We start from the raw sequence: 22,840 nt of genomic DNA, 5'->3' as shown, positions 1-22,840 counted from the left end.
CCCGGACAGGTCCTTCGGGGGTGTGGCGCGTGACCAAGGTCACCCTGCGCAACAGCACCGGAGGGGATGGAATTTCAGCCTCCGGGGCCTGAGACGGAAGATCCTTCCGTCGGGACGCGGCCCGACGGGGTTCCATTCGGTACAGAGCGTGCTCGGGGGATTCCATTGCGTGGCAATGCATACCGATGTAGGGCACTGCATGCCGATGTGTCCAGTTGGGTGGGTCGCGCGCCTGAGCGGGGCGCGGGCCGGGCTCCGGACCCGCCCGTCGTCACTCTCAGTTCATGGGGGCGATGAGGGAGCGCAGGAAGGCGAGGTCGACGTCCTCCAGCGAGCGGACGACCGTACGCCCGGGGGCCGGTTCGATCACGCCGACCGAGGGGATGGCCACGACCCGGCAGCCGGCGGCCTCCGCGGCCGCCACTCCGGTACGGGTGTCCTCGATGACGGCGCACCGGGAGGGGTGCGCGCCCAGCGTCCGCGCGGCGAGCAGGTACGGGTCGGGGTGCGGCTTGGTACGGGCGACCTCGTCGCCGGCGACCGTCAGCGTGAACCGGTCGCGGCCGAGGGTGAGCAGGACCTGGTCGATGACCCGGCGGTGAGAGGCGGAGACGAGGGCGGTGGGCACGTTGTGCCGGGCCAGCTCGGCCAGCAGCCGCTCGGCGCCCGGCATGAGCGGGACCCGGTCGGCGATGCGGGCCTCGAAGCGCTCGTTGAGCAGGACGCTCAGCTCGGCGATGGTGATGGCGGCCCCGGTGGCTTCGATCAGGAAGCCGGCGCTGCGGGTCATGGGCCCGCCGACGACCTCGTCGCGCCAGGCGTCCTCGAGCCGGTGGCCGAGCTCGCGGAAGACCTGCGCCTCGATCTCCCACCAGAAGCCCTCGGTGTCCACCAGGGTGCCGTCCATGTCGAGCAGAACCGCCTGCAGGGCCGAGCCGTCGGCCGTGCGGGTGACCGGGGCGGGAACGGTGCTCGTCATGCGCGTGCCTCTCGAAGGGACGAGAAGGCCGGTCACCTCTTCCCGCGGGGCATCCCCGGGGGAACAGGCGACCGGCCTGTATGGGACCGACAAGTGTACGTCGCCGGAGCTCAGCGTGCGTTGAAATACTTCGCTTCGGGGTGGTGAATCACGATGGCGTCCGTCGACTGCTCCGGGTGGAGCTGGAACTCCTCCGAGAGGTGGACGCCGATCCGCTCCGGCTGGAGGAGGTCGGCGATCTTCGCGCGGTCCTCCAGGTCGGGGCAGGCGCCGTAGCCGAGGGAGAAGCGGGCGCCGCGGTACTTGAGGTCGAACATGTCCTCGACCTTGGACGGGTCCTCGCCGCCGAATCCGAGCTCGGCGCGGACGCGGGCGTGCCAGTACTCGGCCATGGCCTCGGCGAGCTGGACGGACAGGCCGTGCAGCTCCAGGTACTCGCGGTAGGAGTCGGACGCGAACAGCTTGGCGGTGGCCTCGCCGATCTTCGAGCCGACGGTGACCACCTGGAGGCCGACGACGTCGGTCTCGCCGGACTCCTCCGGGCGGAAGAAGTCCGCGAGGCACAGGCGGCGGCCGCGGCGCTGGCGCGGGAAGGTGAAGCGGGTCCGCTCGTTGCCGGCGTCGTCGAGGATGATCAGGTCCTCGCCCTTGGAGACGCAGGGGAAGTAGCCGTAGACGACGGCAGCCTCCAGGAGGTTCTCGGTGTGCAGCTTCTCCAGGAGGCCGCGCAGCCGCGGGCGGCCCTCGCTCTCGACGAGCTCCTCGTACGTGGCCCCGCCGGCGCGGGCCTGCTTGAGGCCCCACTGGCCCTTGAAGAGGGCGCCCTCGTCCAGCCAGGAGGCGTAGTCCTTGAGCGGGATGCCCTTGACCACCCGGGTGCCCCAGAACGGCGGGGTGGGCACCGGGTTGTCGACGGACACGTCGGAGCGGCCTCCGGTCTCCTCAGGCTCCTCCACCTGGAGGGCGGGAGCGTCGCGCTTGGCGACGCGGCGCTGCTTGAGCTCGGGCAGGGTGGCGCCGGGCACGCCGCGCTTGACGGCGATGAGGGCGTCCATGAGGCGCAGGCCCTCGAAGGCGTCGCGGGCGTAGCGGACCTCGCCCTCGTAGATCTCGTGGAGGTCCTGCTCGACGTAGGCGCGGGTGAGGGCGGCGCCGCCGAGGATCACCGGGTAGTCGGCGGCCAGCTTGCGCTGGTTCAGCTCCTCCAGGTTCTCCTTCATGATCACGGTCGACTTCACGAGCAGGCCGGACATGCCGATGACGTCGGCCTTGTGCTCCTGGGCGGCTTCGAGGATCGCGGAGACGGGCTGCTTGATGCCGATGTTGACGACGTTGTAGCCGTTGTTGGTCAGGATGATGTCGACGAGGTTCTTGCCGATGTCGTGGACGTCGCCGCGGACGGTGGCCAGGACGATGGTGCCCTTGCCCTCGTCGTCGGTCTTCTCCATGTGCGGTTCGAGGTGGGCCACGGCCGACTTCATGACCTCGGCGGACTGCAGGACGAAGGGGAGCTGCATCTGGCCGGAGCCGAAGAGCTCGCCGACGACCTTCATGCCCTCCAGGAGGGTGTCGTTGACGATGTCGAGGGCGGGGCGGGTCTGGAGGGCCTCGTCGAGGTCGGCCTCCAGGCCGTTCTTCTCGCCGTCGATGATGCGGCGCTGCAGGCGCTCGTCCAGGGGCAGGGCGAGGAGTTCCTCGGCGCGTCCCGCCTTCAGGGACTTGGTGTTGACGCCCTCGAAGAGGGCCATCAGCTTCTGCAGCGGGTCGTAGTCCTCGGTGCGGCGGTCGTAGACCAGGTCGAGGGCGGTGGTGACCTGCTCCTCGTCGAACCGGGCGATCGGCAGGATCTTGGAGGCGTGGACGATGGCCGAGTCGAGGCCGGCCTTGACGCACTCGTCGAGGAAGACGGAGTTCAGCAGGACGCGGGCGGCCGGGTTCAGGCCGAAGGAGATGTTCGACAGGCCCAGCGTGGTCTGGACGTCGGGGTGGCGGCGCTTGAGCTCGCGGATCGACTCGATCGTGGCGATGCCGTCCTTGCGGGACTCCTCCTGGCCGGTGCAGATGGTGAAGGTCAGCGTGTCGATGAGGATGTCGGACTCGCGGATGCCCCAGTTGCCGGTGAGGTCCTCGATGAGGCGTTCGGCGATGGCGACCTTGTGCTCGACGGTGCGGGCCTGGCCCTCCTCGTCGATGGTCAGCGCGATGAGCGCGGCGCCGTGCTCCTGGGCCAGCCGGGTGACCTTGGCGAAGCGGGACTCGGGGCCGTCGCCGTCCTCGTAGTTCACCGAGTTGATGACGGCGCGGCCGCCGAGCTTCTCCAGGCCCGCCTTGATGACGGGAACCTCGGTGGAGTCCAGGACGATCGGCAGGGTGGAGGCGGTGGCGAAGCGGCCGGCGAGCTCCTCCATGTCGGCGACGCCGTCGCGGCCGACGTAGTCCACGCAGAGGTCGAGCATGTGCGCGCCCTCGCGGATCTGGTCGCGGGCCATCTCGACGCAGTCGTCCCAGCGGCCTTCCAGCATGGCCTCGCGGAACTTCTTGGAACCGTTGGCATTGGTGCGCTCGCCGATCGCCATGTACGAGGTGTCCTGGCGGAAGGGGACGGTCTGGTAGAGCGAGGCGGCGCCGGGCTCGGGCCGGGGGTCGCGCTGGACGACGGCCGTGCCGCGGACCCGCTCGACGACCTGGCGCAGGTGCTCCGGGGTGGTGCCGCAGCAGCCGCCGACCAGGGAGAGGCCGTACTCGCGGACGAAGGTCTCCTGGGCGTCGGCGAGCTCGGCGGCGGTCAGCGGGTAGTGCGCGCCCTGCTTGGTCAGGACGGGCAGGCCGGCGTTGGGCATGCAGGAGAGCGGGATGCGGGCGTTGCGCGCGAGGTAGCGCAGGTGCTCGCTCATCTCGGCGGGGCCGGTGGCGCAGTTCAGGCCGATCATGTCGATGCCGAGGGGCTCCAGCGCGGTCAGGGCCGCGCCGATCTCCGACCCGAGGAGCATGGTGCCGGTGGTCTCGACGGTGACGGAGCAGATCAGCGGGACGGTGACACCGAGGGCCTCCATGGCCCGGCGGGCGCCGATGATCGAGGACTTCGTCTGCAGGAGGTCCTGGGTGGTCTCGACGAGCAGCGCGTCGGCGCCGCCGGAGATCAGGCCCTCGGCGTTGACCTGGTAGGCGTCGCGGATCTGGGCGTAGCCGATGTGGCCGAGCGTGGGGAGCTTGGTGCCGGGGCCCATGGAGCCGAGGACCCAGCGCTGCTGGCCGGTGGAGGCGGTGAACTCGTCGGCGACCTCGCGGGCGATGCGTGCGCCCGCCTCCGACAGCTCGAAGTTGCGTTCGGCGATGTCGTACTCGGCGAGGGCCGCGTAGTTCGTGCCGAAGGTGTTGGTCTCGACGCAGTCCACGCCCACCGAGAAGTACGCCTCGTGGACGGAGCGCACGATGTCGGGGCGGGTGATGTTGAGGACCTCGTTGCAGCCTTCGAGCTGCTGGAAGTCCTCCATGGTGGGGTCCTGCGCCTGGAGCATCGTTCCCATGGCTCCGTCGGCGACGACCACGCGGGTCGCGAGCGCCTCCCGGAGGGCGTCGGCCCGGGTCTGGGTGTCGGCGGACGGGTTCGGCAACGAGGCCATGGAGTGCTCCCTGGGATGCGACGGCTGTCGGCTTTGCGCCCCCGCTGTGTCAGGGGTGCACGCGGCCAGGGTAACCGCGAGGCACCGGCCCCGGTGTGGGTGTCCCACGTGGCGGACTGCATTCTGTGGCGGGAACGTGGCGCGGGATGTCCCGGCGACCGTACGGCGAACAGATCTCCGACGGTGCGCGAGGTCGGCATCGACCGATACTGTTCAGCATTGTCGAACCGCGTCAAGATGGTCAGTAGTAACGAAGGTCAGCAGGAGGCTGCGCGATGGCACGGAACATCCAGTCGCTCGAACGAGCCGCTGCGATGCTGCGACTCCTGGCGGGCGGAGAGCGCCGGCTGGGGCTCTCCGACGTTGCCTCGTCGCTGGGGCTGGCCAAGGGCACGGCCCACGGCATCCTGCGCACCCTGCAGGCAGAGGGCTTCGTGGAGCAGGACCCGGCCTCGGGCCGCTACCAGCTGGGCGCCGAGCTGCTGCGCCTGGGCAACAGCTACCTCGACGTCCACGAGCTGCGCGCCCGCGCCCTGGTGTGGACGGACGACCTGGCCCGGGCGAGCGGCGAGAGCGTGTACGTGGGCGTGCTGCACCAGAGCGGGGTGCTGATCATGCACCACGTGTTCCGGCCCGACGACAGCCGCCAGGTGCTGGAGGTCGGGGCCATGCAGCCGCTGCACTCGACCGCCCTGGGCAAGGTGCTGTCGGCGTACGACCCGGTCGCGCACACCCAGGCGCTGGAGGTGGAGCGCGACGCCTTCACCCCCCGTACGACCACCGACCCCGTCGGCTTCGAGGAGATCCTGGGCCTGACCCGGGCGCGCGGCTGGGCCGCGGACGTCGAGGAGACGTGGGAGGGCATCGCCTCGGTGGCGGCGCCGATCCACGACCGGCGCCGGATGCCGGTGGGCGCGGTGGCGGTGGCGGGCGCCGTGGAACGGGTGTGCGGCGAGGACGGCGAGCCCCGCGCTGCCCTCGTGGCGTCGGTGCGCGACTGTGCGCGCTCCGTTTCACGCGATCTCGGCGCAGGCCGGTTCTGACCTCCCTTTAGCAGGCTTCGGCCATCACCTGGCCCCCTTCTGCCCATTTTTCGCCATATCCCGGCCTTCGAATGGCTGGATTTGGCTGATCGCACCTATGGGTAACGATCCGACACATTGGCCTGGCCGACCCTTGACGCGTTCTTCACCTGGGCGGAAAACTGCCGTTCATCGGTCGGCATTGTCGAACACCTACCGGCAATACGCGCTAGGATGCGACAAGGCCAAGGACCGGTGCAGCACTCACCGAGTGCGCGGAACCACCGGAGGGACCCGGTGTCCGCCCACCCCTGGACGTACGTAAGGAGTCGCGGGTGTCCAGCTCCGACATCTTCATCGGCGAGACCATCGGTACCGCCCTGCTCACTCTGCTCGGCGGTGGCGTCTGCGCCGCAGTGACACTCAAGAGCTCCAAGGCCCGCAACGCGGGTTGGCTCGCGATCACCTTCGGCTGGGGCTTCGCGGTCCTGATCGCGGCCTACGTGTCCGCGCCGCTCTCCGGTGCGCACCTCAACCCGGCGGTCACCGTCGGCCTCGCCGTCAAGACCGGCGAGTGGGGCGACACGCCCGTCTACTTCGCGGGCCAGCTGCTGGGCGCCATGCTCGGCGCGGTGATCATGTGGGTCACGTACTACGGCCAGTTCCGCGCCCACCTGGCCGACCCGGAGCACATCCGCGACGCCAAGCTCGGCCCGGAGGACCCGCACCCGCACGACGTGGCCGGCCCCGTGCTCGGCATCTTCTCCACGGGCCCCGAGATCCGCAACGTCGTGCAGAACCTCGCGACCGAGATCATCGGCACCGCCGTCCTGGTCCTGGCGATCCTGACCCAGGGCCTCCAGGACGGCGGCAAGGGCCTCGGCGTCATCGGTGTCCTGATCACGTCCTTCGTGGTCGTCGGTATCGGCCTCTCCCTCGGTGGCCCGACCGGCTACGCCATCAACCCGGTCCGCGACCTCGGCCCCCGAATAGTCCACGCCCTGCTGCCGCTCCCCAACAAGGGCGGCTCGGACTGGGGATACTCCTGGATCCCGGTGGTCGGCCCGCTCGTCGGTGCCGTGCTCGCCGGCGGTCTTTACAACATCGCGTTCGCCTGATCAGCATCTGCAGCGCTCGTAAGATCCGCATCGCACTCCTGATTCCGCCTACTCACCAGACCTGCCAGGAGCAGCCATCATGACCAGCAGCACCGGCCCCTTCATCGCCGCGATCGACCAGGGCACCACCTCCTCCCGCTGCATCGTCTTCGACCGCGACGGCCGCATCGTCGCCGTCGACCAGAAGGAGCACGAGCAGATCTTCCCGAAGCCGGGCTGGGTGGAGCACGACGCCACCGAGATCTGGACCAACGTCCAGGAGGTCGTCGCCGGCGCCATCTCCAAGGCCGAGATCACCGCCGCCGACGTCAAGGCGATCGGCATCACCAACCAGCGCGAGACCACCCTGCTGTGGGACCGCCACACCGGCGAGCCGGTCCACAACGCGCTCGTGTGGCAGGACACCCGCACCGACGCCCTGTGCAAGGAGCTCGGCCGCAACGTCGGCCAGGACCGCTTCCGCCGCGAGACCGGCCTGCCGCTGGCGAGCTACTTCGCGGGCCCGAAGGTCCGCTGGCTGCTCGACAACGTCGAGGGCCTGCGCGAGCGCGCCGAGGCCGGCGACATCCTCTTCGGCACCATGGACTCCTGGGTCATCTGGAACCTCACCGGTGGCGCCCAGGGCGGTGCGCACGTCACGGACGTCACCAACGCCTCGCGCACCATGCTGATGAACCTGCACACCCTGGCCTGGGACGAGAAGATCGCCGAGTCGATGGGCGTCCCGCTCAACGTGCTCCCCGAGATCAAGTCCTCCGCCGAGGTCTACGGCCACGTCAAGGACGGCGTCCTCGCCGGCGTCCCGGTCGCCTCGGCGCTCGGCGACCAGCAGGCCGCGCTGTTCGGCCAGACCTGTTTCGCCGAGGGCGAGGCCAAGTCCACGTACGGCACCGGCACGTTCATGCTCATGAACACCGGCGACAAGATCATCAACTCCTACAGCGGCCTGCTGACCACGGTCGGCTACCAGATCGGCGACCAGAAGCCGGTCTACGCCCTGGAGGGCTCCATCGCCGTCACCGGCTCGCTCGTCCAGTGGATGCGCGACCAGATGGGCCTGATCAAGTCCGCGGCCGAGATCGAGACGCTGGCCTCCTCCGTGGAGGACAACGGCGGCGCCTACTTCGTGCCGGCCTTCTCCGGCCTGTTCGCCCCATACTGGCGCTCCGACGCCCGCGGTGTGATCGCCGGCCTCACCCGGTACGTCACCAAGGCGCACATCGCCCGTGCCGTCCTGGAGGCCACCGCCTGGCAGACCCGCGAGATCACCGACGCCATGACCAAGGACTCGGGCGTCGAGCTCGCCGCCCTCAAGGTCGACGGCGGCATGACCTCCAACAACCTGCTGATGCAGACGCTCTCGGACTTCCTGGACGCCCCCGTGGTGCGCCCGATGGTCGCCGAGACCACCTGCCTCGGCGCCGCCTACGCCGCCGGCCTGGCCGTCGGCTTCTGGCCCGACACCGACGCCCTGCGCGCCAACTGGCGCCGCGCGGCGGAGTGGACCCCGCGGATGCCCGCCGACCAGCGGGACCGCGAGTACAAGAGCTGGCTCAAGGCCGTGGAGCGTTCCATGGGCTGGGTCGACGACGAAGACGCCAGCTGATCCGCACCAGCTGAGTCAATCGACGAGGAGCTGAAAGAGATATGAGCACCCTGCAGAGCGTCCCCGCCCTGGGTACGCACCCGACCGCCGGCGCGAACGCGAGCCGTGCCGAGACCCGCGAGCAGCTGGCGAAGGCCACGTACGACCTGCTGGTCATCGGCGGTGGAATCCTGGGCACCTCGGTGGCCTGGCATGCCGCGCAGTCGGGTCTGCGGGTTGCCATGGTGGACGCCGGCGACTTCGCCGGCGCCACCTCCTCGGCCTCCTCCAAGCTCGTCCACGGTGGCCTGCGCTACCTGCAGACCGGCGCGGTCAAGCTGGTCGCGGAGAACCACCACGAGCGGCGGGTGCTGGCCAAGGACGTGGCCCCGCACCTGGTCAACCCGCTCACCTTCTACCTGCCGGTCTACAAGGGCGGTCCGGTGGGTGCGGCCAAGCTGGGCGCGGGCGTCTTCGCCTACTCCGCCCTCTCGGCCTTCGGCGACGGCATGGGCAAGGTCATATCCCCGGCCCGTGCCGTCGCCGACAACCCCGGTCTGAAGACCGACAACCTCAAGGCCGTCGCGGTCTACTACGACCACCAGATGAACGACTCCCGCGTGGCCGTCATGACGGTCCGCGCGGCCGTCGAGTCGGGCGCGGTCGTCCTCAACCACGCCGAGGTCACCGGCCTGCGCAAGACCAACGGCCGGGTCACCGGCGCCGAGCTCAAGGACCGCCTGGACGGCACCGAGTTCGGGGTCGACGCACGCGTCGTGCTCAACGCCACCGGCCCGTGGGTGGACCACCTGCGGCGCATGGAAGACAAGCACTCGCTGCCGTCGATCCGCCTCTCCAAGGGGGCGCACATCGTCATGAAGCGCAAGTCGCCGTGGAAGGCCGCCATGGCCACCCCGATCGACAAGTACCGCATCACCTTCGCCCTCCCGTGGGAGGACCAGCTGCTGCTCGGCACCACCGACGAGGTGTACGAGGGCGACCCGGCGGACGTGCGCGCCACCGAGTCCGACATCCAGCAGATCCTGGACGAGGCGGCCTTCTCGGTGAAGGACGCCGACCTCGACCGCTCGCTGATGACGTACGCCTTCGCCGGCCTGCGCGTGCTGCCCGGCGGCCCCGGCGGCGTGGAGAAGGCCAAGCGCGAGACCGTCGTCTCCGAGGGCGCGGGCGGCATGCTCTCGGTCGCCGGCGGCAAGTGGACCACCTACCGCCACATCGGCCGCGTCGTCATGGACAAGCTGGCAAAGCTCCCCGGCAGCCCGCTGACCGAGGACATGGAGCCCGTGAAGTCCCTCGTGCGCCGGATCGCGCTGCCGGGTGTCGCCAACCCGAACGCGGTCGCGCACCGGCTGCTGGTGGACCGTGAGCCCGGCACCCGCATGGACCCGCTGACCGCGCGCCACCTGGCCTCGCACTACGGCTCCCTCGCCTTCGACATCGCCCGCCTGGCGAACGAGGACCCGGCGCTGGCCGAGCGCATCCACCCGGACGGTCCGGAGATCTGGGCGCAGGTCGCCTACGCCCGTGACAACGAGTGGGCCGAGACGGTCGACGACGTGCTGCGCCGCCGCACGACGGTGACGATCCGCGGCCTGGACGACGACTCCGTGAAGGCCCGGGTCGAGGAGATGCTGGCCCGCAAGGCATAGCTCTCACGCAGGTGGGGAAGAGGGGCGGTTCCGAGGGGAACCGCCCCTCTGTCGTGGGCTGTGGCCGGTGTCCCCTCAAGGCTTAGGCTGGCCCACGTACGCAAGGAACTTCGGAAGGAGACCTGGGTGATCGAGCTTGAGGGCGTGCCCGAGCTGATCGACCCGGTCATGGTGGCCGCGTTCGAGGGCTGGAACGACGCGGGTGACGCGGCCTCCGGTGCGGTCGCACACCTGGACCGGGAGTGGAAGGGCGAGGTCTTCGCGGCTCTGGACGCCGAGGACTACTACGACTTCCAGGTCAACCGGCCCACGGTGTGGCTGGACAACGGGGTACGGAAGATCACGTGGCCGACAACCCGGCTCTCGGTGGTCCGGATCGGCGGGGCCAAGCCGCGCGACCTGGTGCTGGTACGCGGAATCGAACCGTCCATGCGGTGGCGGTCGTTCTGCAACGAGATCCTCGGGTTCGCGCACGAGCTGGGCGTCGAGATGGTGGTCATCCTCGGGGCGCTCCTCGGGGACACGCCGCACACCCGGCCGGTGCCGGTGAGCGGGGTCACCTCGGACGCGGACCTGGCGCGGACCATGGACCTGGAGGAGACCAAGTACGAGGGCCCGACGGGCATCGTGGGCATCCTCCAGGAGGCCTGTACGCACGCCGGGGTGCCGGCGGTGTCGCTGTGGGCGGCGGTGCCGCACTACGTGTCGCAGCCGCCGAACCCGAAGGCGACGCTGGCCCTCCTGAACCGGCTGGAGGACCTGATCGACATCAGGATCCCGCTGGGCGAACTGCCGGAGGACGCCCGCGCCTGGCAGCTGGGCGTGGACCAACTGGCCGCCGAGGACAGCGAGGTGGCGGAGTACGTCCAGACGCTGGAGGAGGCGCGGGACACGGCCGACCTGCCGGAGGCCTCGGGCGACGCGATCGCGCGGGAGTTCGAGAGGTACCTGCGGCGCCGCGACCCGGCGGCGGGCCCGGCGGCGGAGCCGGGCGACGGCTCGTACCTGCGGGACACGAGCGGGGGTCTCCCCCGGCCCCCGAAGCCGCAGCCGCCGGTGTCCCCACCGCCGCCGGAGGCTCCGCCGGAGGAGCCGGGCGAGGACACCCCGGAGGCGTAGCCGGGCGGGGTGGGGTCTCGCCGGGCTCCGCCCCGCACCCCGCGCCTCAACGCCGGCGAGGCTGGATTTCCCGGTGTCCGGGTGCGGAGATGCCCCCGGCCCTGGTGGGGCCGGGGGCATCTCGACGGGTGCTACAGGGCCACGCCCAGGAGGGCGTCGACCGTGCGGGAGACCAGGCCGGGGGCGGACTCGTCATCGCCGTCGGTGGCGTTCTGCAGCTCCACCCAGCGGTCCACGGCCGCGAGCGCCGCGGGGGCGTCCAGGTCGTTCGCCAGGGCCTCGCGGACCTCTTCGAGCACCGCGTCCGCCGGGATGCCGTCCGGCCGGGACACCGCCGCGCGCCACCGCTCCAGGCGGGCCACGGCCTCGTCGAGGACGGCGTCCGTCCACTCCCAGTCCGCCCGGTAGTGGTGCGAGAGCAGGGCCAGGCGGATCGCCGCCGGGTCCACCCCGGCGCGGCGCAGCGCCGACACGAAGACGAGGTTGCCCTTGGACTTCGACATCTTCTCGCCGTGCAGGGCGACCATGCCGGCGTGGACGTACGCCTTGGCCATCGGGAACTCGCCCGTCAGCGCCTGGGCGTGCGAGGCGCCCATCTCGTGGTGCGGGAAGGCCAGGTCGGAGCCGCCGCCCTGGATGTCGAAGCCCATGCCGAGGTGGTCCAGGGCGATCGCGACGCACTCGATGTGCCAGCCCGGCCGGCCGCGGCCCAGCGAGCCGCCGTCCCAGCTCGGCTCGCCCGGGCGCGCGGCCATCCACAGCATCGGGTCCAGCGGGTTCTTCTTGCCCGCACGGTCGGGGTCGCCGCCCCGCTCCGCGGAGAGCAGCCGCATCGCCTCGGCGTCGAGGTGCGAGACCCCGCCGAAGTGCGGGTCGGACTCCACCGAGAAGTAGACGTCGCCGTCGAGCTCGTACGCGGCGCCCGCGTCCCGCAGCCGCTCGACCAGCGGCACGATGCCGGGTATGGCCTCGACGGCTCCGATGTAGTGCTGCGGCGGCAGCATCCGCAGGGCCGTCATGTCCTCGCGGAAGAGTGCGGTCTCGCGCTCGGCCAGCTCGGTCCAGTCGTGGCCGTCGCGCAGCGCCCGCTCCAGGAGCGGGTCGTCCACGTCCGTGACGTTCTGGACGTAGTGGACCTGCCGCTTGGTGTCGAGCCACACGCGCTGCACGAGGTCGAACGCGTTGTAGGTCGCCGCGTGACCGATGTGGGTCGCGTCGTACGGGGTGATGCCGCAGACGTAGATGCGGGCGACGGGACCGGGGGCGAGGGTGATCGTCCCCTGGGTCGCGGTGTCGTGGATCTGGAGGTCGCGGCCCTTGCCAGGAAGGGCGGGGACCTCAGAAGCGGGCCAGGCATGCATGTGTCGAGCCTAACCGGACGGATGTTCCGGAAACGAACTGGACCTGCACTGTTGTCTTGATCGGCGCTCTTGCGGTCTGGCCGGTTCTGTGCGTACAGCCGGTGGCCTGATCAGACCGGTGGCCAGGGGATCGACGGCCACTGCCCTGACGGCAGCGGATGCGTTCCGGTGCGCAGCATGTGCGCCACCCGCTGCCGTACGGCGGCCAGCTCGGCCGCCGTGATCAGTTCGGCCAGCCGGGTGGCGAGGGGGGCTCCCTCGGCCAGCTGCGCGTCCAGCGCGGCGAGCGCCTCGCGGGCCTCGTCGGGCAGCGGCTCCCCCGCCCAGCCCCACAGCAGGGTGCGCAGCTTGTCCTCGGTGTGGAAGCTCACGCCGTGGTCGATGCCGTAGATCCGCCCGTCGGGCGCGGGCAGCAGGTGCCCGCCCTTGCGGTCGCCGTTGTTGATCACGGCGTCGAGGACGGAGAGCCGGCGCAGCCCGGGGTCGTCGGCGTGGACGAGCAGGGCGGTGCGGCCCTCCTCGACCTGGGCGAAGGCCACGGGCTTCCAGCCCTCACCGGCCTCCTCGCCGTCGACGAGCGCGAGGAGCCCGTCCTCGGGAGCGTCCTCCTGCGGCTGCCGGGCCTCGATCCACTGCTGGACCATGCCCTCGCCGTAGGGTCCGTCGCGCAGCACGGTGGCGGGCACCAGGCCCCAGCCGGTGGCCTCGGAGACCAGGTAGGCGGCGACCTCCCGCTGGGCGAGGCTGCCGTCGGGGAAGTCCCACAGCGGCCGCTCCCCCTTGACCGGCTTGTAGACGCAGTCGGCGCTCGCGCCGCCGTACGTGACGGTGCACAGCAGGACCGCGTTGGACGCCTCCCGGATCCGGCCGACGACGGTCAGCTCGCCCTTGGCGAGCAGCTCCTCCATGTGCACCTGCATGTCCCCCTGGCCCGTCACGCCTGGCGCCGGTAGCCGTTCTGGCGCGGGCACACGTGCCCCTCCGGGTCCAGCGGCAGACTGCACAGCGGACACGGCGGGCGGCCGGCGTTGACCACGTCCAGGGCGCGCTTGGCGAAGGCGCGGGCCTGGGCGCCGGTGAGGCGGACCCGCAGCATCGGCGGGCCGTTCTCCTCGTCCTGGAGCAGCCTCTCCTCCGCCTCGGCGAGGTCCTCGTCGGACTCGGCGTCGAGCTCCACCAGGGCCTGGGCCTCGACGATCATCCGCTGTTCCTCGCCGTCCCAGGCCAGGGCCATGGTGCCGACGCGGAACTCCTCCTCGACGGGGACGTCCAGCGGGGCGGTGTCGGCGGCCTCCGTCGGGGCCATGGCGGGGACCGGGGCGTTTCCGCCGGTGCGCCGCACGACCTCGTCCAGCAGCTCGTCCATCCGTTCGGCCAGTGCGGCGACCTGGGTCTTCTCCAGGGAGACGCTGGTGACGCGGGGGCCGGAGGAGGCCTGCAGGAAGAACGTACGGCGTCCCGGCAAGCCGACCGTGCCGGCCACGAAGCGGTCCGGCGGGTCGTAGAGGAACACCTGACGGGGCACGTCCAGTCTCCAAGTCTCGGCGGCAGGGGCGGATCTGCGCCCGTGTGTGGGCCCGTCCACCCTACTGCGCCGCGCGATCACGCCGCGCCTGCGCCGCCCCCCACGACGGCGTTCCCGGAGTCCTCGGCGTCCTTGTCGGAGGCGACGGGCTCGGGTGCGGCCGGGCGCCGCACGAGGGAGCCGAAGTCCCCCGTGTCGCCGAGCCGGAACACGAACGGGCGGGTCGGCGTGTAGCGGATCGCCGTCACCGAGCAGGGGTCGACGTGGATGCGCTGGAAGAGGTCCAGGTGCATGCCCAGGGCGTCCGCGACAAGGGACTTGATGATGTCGCCGTGCGAGCACATCAGGAAGACGGCGTCGCTGCCGTCGCTCTCCTCGATCTGCGCGTTCCAGTCGCGTACGGCGTCCACGGCGCGCGCCTGCATGGCGCGCATGGACTCGCCGCCGGGGAAGGCGGCCGCCGACGGGTGCTGCTGCACGATCTTCATCAGCGGTTCGTCGGAGAGCTCGGAGAGCTTGCGTCCGGACCAGTCGCCGTAGTGGCACTCGCCGATCCGCTCGTCGGTGTGGAGTTCCAGCTCGGGCCTCGCCGCCATCAGGGGCGCGAGGGTCTCCCGGCAGCGTTGCAGCGGGCTGGTGACGGCGGCGGCGAGCGGCACGCCCGCCAGCCGTCCGGGGAGCGCGGCGGCCTGCTCGGCGCCGCGCTCGTCGAGTCCCACGCCGGGGGTCCACCCGGCGAGCAGCCCTGCGGTGTTGGCGGTGGACCGCCCGTGTCGTACGAGGATCAGCGTGGCCATGGGGGCCAGCGTAGGCGGTGCCGGACGGGTGCGGGCCCGTCGGCGGCGGGGGAGAATGTTCGGCGTGATTGTCGACTGCGCGATTTACCGGGACGGTCGCCGCGCCGAGGGTCCCCAGGACTTCTCCGACGCCCTGGACGAGGCCCGGGCGAGCGGTGACGCCTTCCTGTGGATCGGCACGTACGAGCCGACGGAGGCGGAGTTCGATCACGTCCGCCGGGAGTTCGGCCTGCACCCGCTCGCGGTGGAGGACGCACTCAACGCCCACCAGCGCCCCAAACTGGAGGTGTACGACGACTCGCTGTTCGTCGTACTGAAGCCGGTGCTCTACGACGAGGCCACGGACACGGTGTCCGCGGGGGAGCTGATGCTGTTCATCGGCGATTCCTTCGTCGTCACGGTCCGGCACGGCGAGGGGGCCCCGCTGGCCGCCGTGCGCCACCGGCTGGAGCAGGAACCGGAGGTACTGCGGCACGGCCCGACGGCGGTGCTGTACGCCGTGTCCGACGCGGTGGTGGACCACTACATCGAGGTCGCGGCCGAACTCCAGTCGGACCTGGAGGAACTGGAGGCGGAGGTCTTCGCCCCGAACGCCTCGGACACCAAGAACACAGCGGCCCGGATCTACGGCTTCAAGCGGCAGGTGCTGGAGTTCCGGCGGGCGACGAACCCGCTGCTGGCGCCGATGGACCGGCTCGCGTTCGGTCAGGTGCCCTTCGTCCACGAGCACGCCCAGCCGTTCTTCCGCGACGTCGCCGACCACCTGACCAAGGCGAGCGAGTACATCGAGGGCCTGGACCGGCTGCTGTCGGACGCGCTGGCCGCGCACCTCGCGCAGACGGGCCTGCGGCAGAACGACGACGTACGGAAGATCTCGGCCTGGGCGGCGATCGCGGCCGTGCCGACGATGGTGGCGGGGATCTACGGGATGAACTTCGACCACATGCCCGAGCTCCACCAGTGGTGGGGCTATCCGGCGGTACTGGCCCTCATGGCCGGCGCCTGCCTGGGCCTGCACCGGATGTTCAAGCGCCGGGGCTGGCTCTGAACACGGCAGCGCGGCCGGGGCAGCCGCCGCCGGCACCCTAGGCGTACTCGGGAGTGGTGACGGGTGCGCCGCCGAGGGCGTTGCGCCGCTCGGGCATCCGCAGGTCGACCATCCGGTGCCAGCCGCTGAAGCGCTCGTACGCGTACATCGCGCGGATGCCGGCGGCCAGCAGGGCGGCCTTGGGCGCGGGCCAGTGCAGCAGCCGCCCCATGTGGTCCATCACGGCGAGGCTCACGTCGCGGTAGACGGAGATCTCGGCGAGCGCGCTCTCGCGGAGCACCCGCTGGATGGTCCGGCCGTGGCCGGCGCGGGCCAGCCGCAGCAGCTCCTCGTGGCAGTAGGCGAGGTGGTTGTCCTCGTCGTTGCTGATCATGTGGATGGCCTTGCCCACCACGGGGTGGTCGCCGAAGTACCGGACCAGCATGTCCATCTGGTCGGCGGCACGCTGCTCGGTGACGCGGCTGTGTGCGAGGTAGACGACGATGTCGTCCTCGCTCAGTGCCTCCTGGCGGCGCAGCTTGTCGTGGGCGAGGCCGATGCCGCGGCGCTCCAGGAGCATCGTGTAGTCGGTCTCGGGGGGTACCGGGACGGCCTCCAGGCCGCGTCTGCGGAGCAGGGCGTGGAAGATCCGGCCGTGCTTGTCCTCGTCGGCCCCGTGCCGGGTGATCTTGGGCGCGAGGTCGCGCATGGCGTCCGGCACCAGGGCCGCGATACGGGCGTTCTCCCAGCCGCCCTGGGCTTCCCCGCTGGCGGCGATGGAGCAGAACAGCTGGAAGGAGTCGTCGTTGTCGACGATCTCTTGGAACAGGCTGCGGGCAGAGAGCATGCAACGAGTCAAACGCCGGTCCGCCGGGCGGGCAACCGAGGGGTGGCGCTACTCGTCCGAATGAACGAACCCCCGGCCGGGCCCGCGTGCGTAACCCCGCGGGCGTCCGGCGCGTTGTTGGCTGTGTCGGCCGTGGCGGGGAAGACCCCCCGAGCCCCCACCACGGCCGCAGAACCCCTCGGCGGCAGCCGACCGGCTCAGGCCAGGCCCGCGCGCTCCATGGCCTCGGTGCCGGCGCGCAGGGCGGCGATCCGCTCGTCCAGGGTGAAGCCGGCCGGGGCGAGCGTGAGGGTGGTGACCCCGGCCTCCGCGTAGGCCCGCATCCCGTCGGCGATCCGCTCCACCGGGCCGAGCAGCGTCGTCGAGTCGATCAGCGAGTGCGGAACGGCCTCGGCCGCGCCGGCCTTGTCGCCGGCCAGGTACTTGTCCTGGATCTCGGCGGCTTCCTTCTCGTAGCCCATGCGCTGGGCCAGCTGGTTGTAGAAGTTCTGCTTCCGGCTGCCCATGCCGCCCACGTACAGGGCGGTGTACGGGCGGAACATGTCGGCGAGGGCGGTCACGTCCTCGCCGAGGGCCAGCGGGACGGTCGGGCAGACGTCGAAGCCGTCCATCGTCAGCCCGGCCTTCTCGCGGCCCGCCCGGATGTGGGTGAGCGCGGTGGCCTCCAGGTGCTCGGCGGCCGGGAAGATCAGCAGGGCGCCGTCGGCGATCTCGCCGGTCTGCTCCAGGTTCTTGGGCCCGATGGCCGCGATGTAGAGCGGGATGTGCTCGCGCTCGGGGTGCACGGTCAGCTTGATCGGCTTGCCCGGCCCGCCGGGCAGCGGCAGGGTCCAGTGCTCGCCCTCGTAGCTCAGCCGCTCGCGGGACATGGCCTTGCGGACGATCTCCACGTACTCGCGGGTGCGGGCGAGCGGCTTGTCGAACTTGACGCCGTACCAGCCCTCGGAGACCTGCGGGCCGGAGACGCCGAGGCCGAGCCGGAAACGGCCCTTGGTGAGCGAGTCGAGGGTGGCCGCGGTCATCGCGGTCATGGCGGGCTGGCGGGCGGGGATCTGCAGGATCGCCGAGCCGACGTCGATGCGCTCGGTCTGGGCGGCCACCCAGGCAAGGACGGTCGGGGCGTCCGAGCCGTAGGCCTCCGCCGCCCAGCAGACGTCGTAGCCGAGGCGGTCGGCCTCCTGGGCGACGGCGAGGTTGTCGGCGTCCATGCCCGCGCCCCAGTAACCGAGATTGATGCCGAGCCGCATGTGTCGTCCCCTTAGCGGTGTACCGATCAGTAACGTTGGTGTGCGGGGACTGTAGCGCGCCCGGGTGCTCCGCGTCAGCGCCCCAGTAGTCTCAGCGCTCATGGAGCAGAGGCATCTCGGCCGCACCGGACTGCGCGTCTCCCGGATCGGCCTCGGCACCCTCACCTGGGGCCGCGACACCGGCGAGGAAGCCGCCGCCGAGCAGGTGAAGACGTTCTGGGAGGCGGGCGGCACCCTCGTCGACACCGCCGACGTGTACGGCGACGGGGAGGCGGAGTACCTCCTCGGGCGGCTGGTGGGCGGGCTCGTCCCGCGCCGGGACCTGGTCATCGCGACCAAGGCGGGCAGCGTGCCCGATCCGGACCGGCGCTTCGACGGTTCGCGCGGCCATCTGCTCGCCGCCCTGGACGACTCGCTGGACCGGCTGGGCACCGACTACGTCGACCTGTGGCAGGTGCACGCCTTCGATCCGGCGACCCCGGTGGAGGAGACCCTGCAGGCCCTGGACCTGGCGGTGAGCAGTGGCCGGGCCCGGTACGCGGGGGTGGCCGGCTTCTGCGGCTGGCAGCTGGCGAAGGCGGCGACCTGGCAGCTCGCGGCCCCCGGGGTGCGCACCCGGATCGCCTCGACGCAGATGGAGTACTCCCTGCTGCAGCGCGGCGTCGAGCGGGAGGTGCTGCCGGCCGCGCTGGACCTGGGGGTCGGCCTGCTGCCCTCCTCCCCGCTGGGCCGCGGAGTGCTGACGGGCAAGTACCGGGACGGCACGCCGACCGACTCCCGGGGCGCCTCGCAGTCCCTGGCCGCGCTGGTGGAGCCGTACCTGGACGAGGCGGCGGGCCGGATCGTGGACGCGGTGGTGACGGCGGCCCAGGGGCTGGCCGTGACCCCGCTCCAGGTGGCCCTGGCGTGGATCAGGGACCGCCCGGGGGTGGTCGCACCGATCGTCGGCGCGCGGACGTCGGCGCAGCTCGCGGCGGCTTTGTCGGTGGAGGAGCTTAGTCTTCCGGAGGAGATCTGCCGGGCGCTGGACGACGTGTCGGCACCGGAGCACCGCTATCCCGATCAGGACTGGAGCACGCTGTGAGTACGGACCGTCAGGCCGATACCGCTACCGCTGCCGCGGAGGAACCGGCCGGGACGCAGGCCGACACCGCCGACGCGGAAGACCGGGCCGACACGCACGGGCCCGGAGCCACGGCTGCCGCACCGCACGGCGAAGCCGACACCGCTGCCGCGGAGGAACGGGCCGGGGTGCAGGCCGACTCGGACGGGTTCGGGGCCGGCACCGCTGACGCGGGGGACCCGGCCGATGCGGGCGGGCCCGGGTCGGGGCCTGCCGAACCGCATGGCGAAGCCGGCGGGGACGGCCCGGGCGAGGGCGAAGCCGGTGAGGGGGGCCCGGTGGCGGAGCCCCCGGTTCCGGGAAGGGGCGGGGCGGGGGAAAGCCCCGCAGGGCCCGAGGACGACGCCGCACCCGAGGCCGGTGCCGGGGCCGGAGTGGACGGTGGGGCCGAGGGCGGAGCCCAGGAGGCCGGGGCTGAGCCCGCCGCAGGCGGCGGGCTCAGCGAGGCCCAGGCCGAGCTGGCCGCGCAGAAGATCGAGCGGGAGCGGATCGCCCGGCGCAAGGCCGAGCGGGACCACCCCGTCGAGGCCGGCGCGAAGCTCAGCGGGAAGGCCGCCGACCTGCTGGCCGCCGTACGGGCCGTGGAGAGCGGCGAGAAGCCCTCCGCCGTCTACTTCGACGAGGCCCCGGCCGCGCCCCGCAAGCCGGCCCCCGCTCCCCCGGCACCGCGTCCGGCCGCTCCGGCGCCCGCGCCGGCCCCCGCACCCTCCGCCGACGCCGTCGACGCCGTACGGGCCGTCCTGGCCCGCGGTGGCGCTCCCGAGTCACTGGCGGGCGCCGTGGCGGCCGCCCTCGGCGACGGAGCCGCGGAGGAGCTCGCGCAGAACCCGTGGCGGCTGCTGGCGGTCCCCGCCGTGCGCCCGACGCAGGCCGACGGCTTCGCCCGCGCGGTGCTGGGCGCCGGGTCCGGACCTGGGGACGAGCGGCGCACGGGCGTCCTGGTGGGCTGGCTGTTGGACCAGGCGGGCCTGAAGGGGCACACCGCGCTGGAGGCCCCGGTCCTGGAGAAGGCGCTGGCCCAGTACGGCGTACCGGATCCGGCGGAGGCGCTGGAGCGGGCCATCGCGGAGGCCTCGGTCCTGGTCTTCCACGAGCCCCTCGGCCCGCCGGTGGAGGAGGAGGGCGAGGAGCAGCCCGTACGGGTCCTCGTGGGCCTGGAGGGCGCCGCGATGGCCGAGGAGAGCCTGGCCGACGGCCTGGCCCGGCTGGCCGGCACCTTCGGCGGCCCGGCGGACTGGGAGCAGGCCGCCGCGGCCGCGCCGGACCGGTCCACCGCCGAGCTGATCCGCGCGGTGGCCGGCCATGGCCTGGTCACCCATACAGGTGGTGAGGCGGGCCGGGCCGAGCCGCTCGCGCTGGCCGCGGCCGCCCGTGAGCTGGGACTGCGCGTCTGGGTGGCCGCGCACGCCGCAGGCGGCCCGGACGCGGTGACGGTGGCGGGGCTGCTGTCCGGTCAGGAGGGGCCCGGGCGGGACGCGGACGGGCAGTTCGCACTGGACCTGCTGGTCGTGCTGGACGCGCCGCAGCTGGACGTGGAGAGCGCGGCCGCGCTGGTCGAGGGCGTGCCCGACGGGGCCAGGCTGGTCCTGTCCGGGGACCCCGGAGTGCTCGGCTCCGCGGGGGCGGGGCGGGTGTTCGCCGATCTGCTGGCGGCGCGTGCCTGCCCGCAGCTGGTCTCCCGCACCCCGGACCCGGGCCCCCTCGGCGAGCTCGTCTCCGGCGTGGGGATCGGGGAGCTGAACCAGGTCGACGCTCCCGGCAAGGAGGTCGTCATCGTGCCGGTGCAGGACGCCGGGGAGGCCGTGCACCGCGCGGTGCAGCTGGTGGCGGAGTCGGTGCCGCGGGCTTTCGGGATCCCGGCGGACAGTGTGCAGGTGATCGCCCCGGGGCACGGCGGCTCCGCGGGGACGCGGGCGTTGAACGCCGCGCTCAAGGAGCGGCTCAACCCCGGCCCGGGGCGGTTCGGCGGCTTCGACCCTGGCGACCGGGTGGTCCACGTGCCGTCCCCGGGGCGGGCCCTGGCGGCCCGTGTCGTGTCGGCCGACGCCCAGGGGCTGCACCTGGACCGTGCGGGCGCGCGGATCGTCGTACCGAAGGAGCTCGTCGAGTCCCAGGTGCGGCACGGCTGGGCGATGACGGCGCATCAGGCGGTGGGCGCGCGCTGGCCCGCGGTGGTCGTCGTACTGCCGGGTGACGCGGCACAGGCCCTGTCGCGGGACTGGGTCTACACGGCGTTCGGGCGGGCCGAGCGGCACCTGTCGGTGGTGCACGGCGTGGACCAGGCGCTGCCGCGCGCGGTCGCCGAGGTGCTGCCCAAGCCGCGTACGACGCGACTGGCGGGTCTGCTGAAGGCCCTGGCGGCAGCGGGCGAACAGCCGGAGCAGTAGTCGGCCGTGGCCTCCCGCCCCGAGGGGCGGGAGGCCACGGCCATGGTCTGCGGCGCGCGATCAGGCGGGGGTCGTCAGGCCCGGCCGGGCGGTTTCGTCCTTGTCCGCGTCCTCGTCCTCGTCCTCCTCCTCGACGTCGTCGAACCCGTCCGTCTCCTCGTCGAAGACGGAGCTGACGTCGAACCGGTGCAGGACGTCCTGCGGGTCGATGTGCCCGAAGGGCGAGCCCAGCCACTCCCCCGGTTCCGCCACCTCCTCCGAGGCGGCGATCCAGAGCGTGGAGTCGCCCTCCTCCAGCCCGAAGTCCTTGTAGCGGGAGGCGATCTCGTCGGGTTCGTACTCCCCGAAGAGCACCCCGAGGGCGTCGGCGCTGCCCCCGTCGTGGACGAAGTCGGCGTCCCGGTCGTGGGCGGCGACGCGCTCGGCCTGCGCGATCAGCCGCGCCGGTTCGACGACGGCGTAGTCGCGGCGGATGAGCACGCTGAAGGCGGCGGGTTCGGCGGGGCCGGTGTACGGGACGCCGTCCTCAGGCGTCGGGATCTCGAAGGGCGTGACCTCGTCGTAGCGGTCGTAGAGGAGTTCGTCGTACTCCTCGGCGGCGGCGGCGAGTTCGTTGAAGGCGGCGTAGACGTCCGGATCCTCGTCCCCGATCCTGCGCTCGACCGCGGCGAGGTGACGGTCGAGCGCGGCCTTGACCGCCTCGGCGGCGGCGCGGACCTCGGCAACAGTGGGCAGAGCGGCATCAGACATAGAGCAGACGCTATCCGTAGCAGGGCTCTGCCCGCACAATAGATGCGATGCCGGAATACGAATTTGTCGACGTGTACGTGCCCCGCGGGGTTCCTCGCAAGGAAGCGACCCGCCTGCTGACCGACCATGCCGAGTACGGGAACTGGGAGATCGACCGGCTGAGCCTGCACCGGGACGGCAGCCGCCGCGTGCGGCTGCGCCGCCGGATCATCCGCCAGGTCCGCGCGACCTGGTGAGCGCGGGCCCCGGGGGCGGGGCCCGCGTCGTGAGCAACCGTCAGGCGGCGTTCCTGGACCGGCGGTAGAGCACAGTGCCGGCCAGCAGCAGGCCACCCGCGATCGGGAGGCCGGCGGTCAGGACGTCACCGGAGCCGGTGGCGGCGAGACCGGGGTTCGCCCCGGTCCCGGTGCCGGTACCCGGGTTGCCGGGGGTGCCCGTACCGGTGCCCGGGTTGCCAGGGTTGCCCGGGGTGCCAGGCGTTCCGGGGTTGCCGGGGTTCCCGGGGTTGCCGGGGTTCCCGGGGTTGCCGGGGTTCCCAGGGTTACCGGGGTTCCCAGGGTTACCGGGGTTCCCAGGGTTACCGGGGTTCCCAGGGTTACCGGGGTTCCCAGGGTTACCGGGGTTCCCAGGGTTACCGGGGTTCCCAGGGTTACCGGGGTT

The 22,840-nt window shown here is 72.1% G+C and carries 18 protein-coding genes and 1 pseudogene; 9 read left to right on the top strand and 10 right to left on the bottom strand.

What is annotated here, in order from left to right; genetic code table 11:
• Positions 1-277 precede the first annotated feature (277 nt).
• Positions 278-979, bottom strand: coding sequence for an HAD family phosphatase (locus tag E6U81_RS27670; RefSeq protein WP_136232795.1), 702 nt, complete (start codon positions 977-979; stop codon positions 278-280).
• A 110-nt stretch (positions 980-1,089) separates the two neighbouring features.
• Positions 1,090-4,602: a methionine synthase gene (gene metH, locus E6U81_RS27665; RefSeq protein ID WP_136232794.1), complete on the bottom strand. Its 3,513-nt coding sequence runs from the start codon at positions 4,600-4,602 to the stop codon at positions 1,090-1,092.
• Between the two features lie 275 nt (positions 4,603-4,877).
• Between metH and E6U81_RS27660 the strand changes: the two genes are divergently transcribed.
• The 5 genes from E6U81_RS27660 (at position 4,878) to E6U81_RS27640 (ending at position 11,116) form a co-directional block, all read left to right on the top strand.
• Positions 4,878-5,645 carry an IclR family transcriptional regulator gene (locus E6U81_RS27660; protein WP_136232793.1) on the top strand — a complete coding sequence of 256 codons (768 nt, stop codon included), beginning with the start codon at positions 4,878-4,880 and terminating at the stop codon, positions 5,643-5,645.
• 314 nt (positions 5,646-5,959) lie between these two features.
• Positions 5,960-6,742 carry an MIP/aquaporin family protein gene (locus E6U81_RS27655; RefSeq protein WP_136232792.1) on the top strand — a complete coding sequence of 261 codons (783 nt, stop codon included), beginning with the start codon at positions 5,960-5,962 and terminating at the stop codon, positions 6,740-6,742.
• A 79-nt stretch (positions 6,743-6,821) separates the two neighbouring features.
• Positions 6,822-8,348, top strand: coding sequence for a glycerol kinase GlpK (gene glpK / locus E6U81_RS27650; RefSeq protein ID WP_136232791.1), 1,527 nt, complete (start codon positions 6,822-6,824; stop codon positions 8,346-8,348).
• A gap of 41 nt (positions 8,349-8,389) precedes the next feature.
• The gene (locus E6U81_RS27645) at positions 8,390-9,997 is read left to right on the top strand and encodes a glycerol-3-phosphate dehydrogenase/oxidase (RefSeq protein WP_136232790.1); all 1,608 of its coding nucleotides are present in this window, start codon (positions 8,390-8,392) and stop codon (positions 9,995-9,997) included.
• A 126-nt stretch (positions 9,998-10,123) separates the two neighbouring features.
• Positions 10,124-11,116 carry a PAC2 family protein gene (locus E6U81_RS27640; RefSeq protein WP_136232789.1) on the top strand — a complete coding sequence of 331 codons (993 nt, stop codon included), beginning with the start codon at positions 10,124-10,126 and terminating at the stop codon, positions 11,114-11,116.
• Between the two features lie 131 nt (positions 11,117-11,247).
• Here the strand turns inward: E6U81_RS27640 and mshC are convergent, their stop codons facing one another.
• From mshC to E6U81_RS27620, 4 genes are all read right to left on the bottom strand, one after another.
• Positions 11,248-12,477 (bottom strand): cysteine--1-D-myo-inosityl 2-amino-2-deoxy-alpha-D-glucopyranoside ligase, encoded by a 1,230-nt coding sequence (gene mshC / locus E6U81_RS27635; protein ID WP_136232788.1) that lies wholly within the window; start codon positions 12,475-12,477, stop codon positions 11,248-11,250.
• A 110-nt stretch (positions 12,478-12,587) separates the two neighbouring features.
• Positions 12,588-13,397, bottom strand: a complete 810-nt coding sequence (locus tag E6U81_RS27630) for an SCO1664 family protein (protein WP_136232869.1) — start codon at positions 13,395-13,397, stop codon at positions 12,588-12,590.
• A gap of 14 nt (positions 13,398-13,411) precedes the next feature.
• Positions 13,412-14,002: a DUF3090 domain-containing protein gene (locus E6U81_RS27625; RefSeq protein ID WP_030963750.1), complete on the bottom strand. Its 591-nt coding sequence runs from the start codon at positions 14,000-14,002 to the stop codon at positions 13,412-13,414.
• 77 nt (positions 14,003-14,079) lie between these two features.
• Positions 14,080-14,799, bottom strand: coding sequence for a histidine phosphatase family protein (locus tag E6U81_RS27620; RefSeq protein ID WP_136232787.1), 720 nt, complete (start codon positions 14,797-14,799; stop codon positions 14,080-14,082).
• A 55-nt stretch (positions 14,800-14,854) separates the two neighbouring features.
• Between E6U81_RS27620 and corA the strand changes: the two genes are divergently transcribed.
• Positions 14,855-15,847, top strand: a complete 993-nt coding sequence (gene corA, locus E6U81_RS27615) for a magnesium/cobalt transporter CorA (RefSeq protein WP_136232786.1) — start codon at positions 14,855-14,857, stop codon at positions 15,845-15,847.
• Positions 15,848-15,884: 37 nt separating this feature from the next.
• Here corA and E6U81_RS27610 read toward each other — a convergent pair whose 3' ends face one another.
• Together E6U81_RS27610 and E6U81_RS27605 are read right to left on the bottom strand one after the other, a co-directional pair.
• On the bottom strand, positions 15,885-16,673 hold the full coding sequence (locus E6U81_RS27610) for a ferritin-like domain-containing protein (RefSeq protein ID WP_136232785.1): 789 nt from the start codon (positions 16,671-16,673) through the stop codon (positions 15,885-15,887).
• Between the two features lie 197 nt (positions 16,674-16,870).
• A complete protein-coding gene (locus E6U81_RS27605; RefSeq protein ID WP_031153904.1) occupies positions 16,871-17,920 on the bottom strand; it encodes an LLM class F420-dependent oxidoreductase in 1,050 nt (349 codons plus the stop codon).
• Between the two features lie 100 nt (positions 17,921-18,020).
• Here E6U81_RS27605 and E6U81_RS27600 point away from each other — a divergent pair, with 100 nt between their 5' ends.
• Together E6U81_RS27600 and E6U81_RS27595 are read left to right on the top strand one after the other, a co-directional pair.
• Positions 18,021-19,004 carry an aldo/keto reductase gene (locus tag E6U81_RS27600; RefSeq protein WP_136232784.1) on the top strand — a complete coding sequence of 328 codons (984 nt, stop codon included), beginning with the start codon at positions 18,021-18,023 and terminating at the stop codon, positions 19,002-19,004.
• Positions 19,005-19,171: 167 nt separating this feature from the next.
• Positions 19,172-21,430: an ATP-dependent RecD-like DNA helicase gene (locus E6U81_RS27595; protein ID WP_240804052.1), complete on the top strand. Its 2,259-nt coding sequence runs from the start codon at positions 19,172-19,174 to the stop codon at positions 21,428-21,430.
• Between the two features lie 60 nt (positions 21,431-21,490).
• Here the strand turns inward: E6U81_RS27595 and E6U81_RS27590 are convergent, their stop codons facing one another.
• Positions 21,491-22,180, bottom strand: a complete 690-nt coding sequence (locus tag E6U81_RS27590) for a hypothetical protein (RefSeq protein WP_136232782.1) — start codon at positions 22,178-22,180, stop codon at positions 21,491-21,493.
• A 47-nt stretch (positions 22,181-22,227) separates the two neighbouring features.
• On the opposite strand from E6U81_RS27590, the gene E6U81_RS27585 reads away from it, so the two are divergent.
• The gene (locus E6U81_RS27585) at positions 22,228-22,416 is read left to right on the top strand and encodes a DUF5703 family protein (RefSeq protein ID WP_030037337.1); all 189 of its coding nucleotides are present in this window, start codon (positions 22,228-22,230) and stop codon (positions 22,414-22,416) included.
• Positions 22,417-22,456: 40 nt separating this feature from the next.
• Here the strand turns inward: E6U81_RS27585 and E6U81_RS40050 are convergent.
• Positions 22,457-22,840: pseudogene (locus E6U81_RS40050) on the bottom strand (hypothetical protein); the annotation flags it as partial.

Origin of the sequence: Streptomyces sp. A0592 (assembly GCF_004795115.1) — a bacterium.
In the GTDB taxonomy this organism is placed as follows: domain Bacteria; phylum Actinomycetota; class Actinomycetes; order Streptomycetales; family Streptomycetaceae; genus Streptomyces; species Streptomyces erythrochromogenes.
The sequence above is the reverse complement of the archived record's forward strand: the minus strand, read 5'-3'. Positions and strand labels throughout refer to the sequence as shown.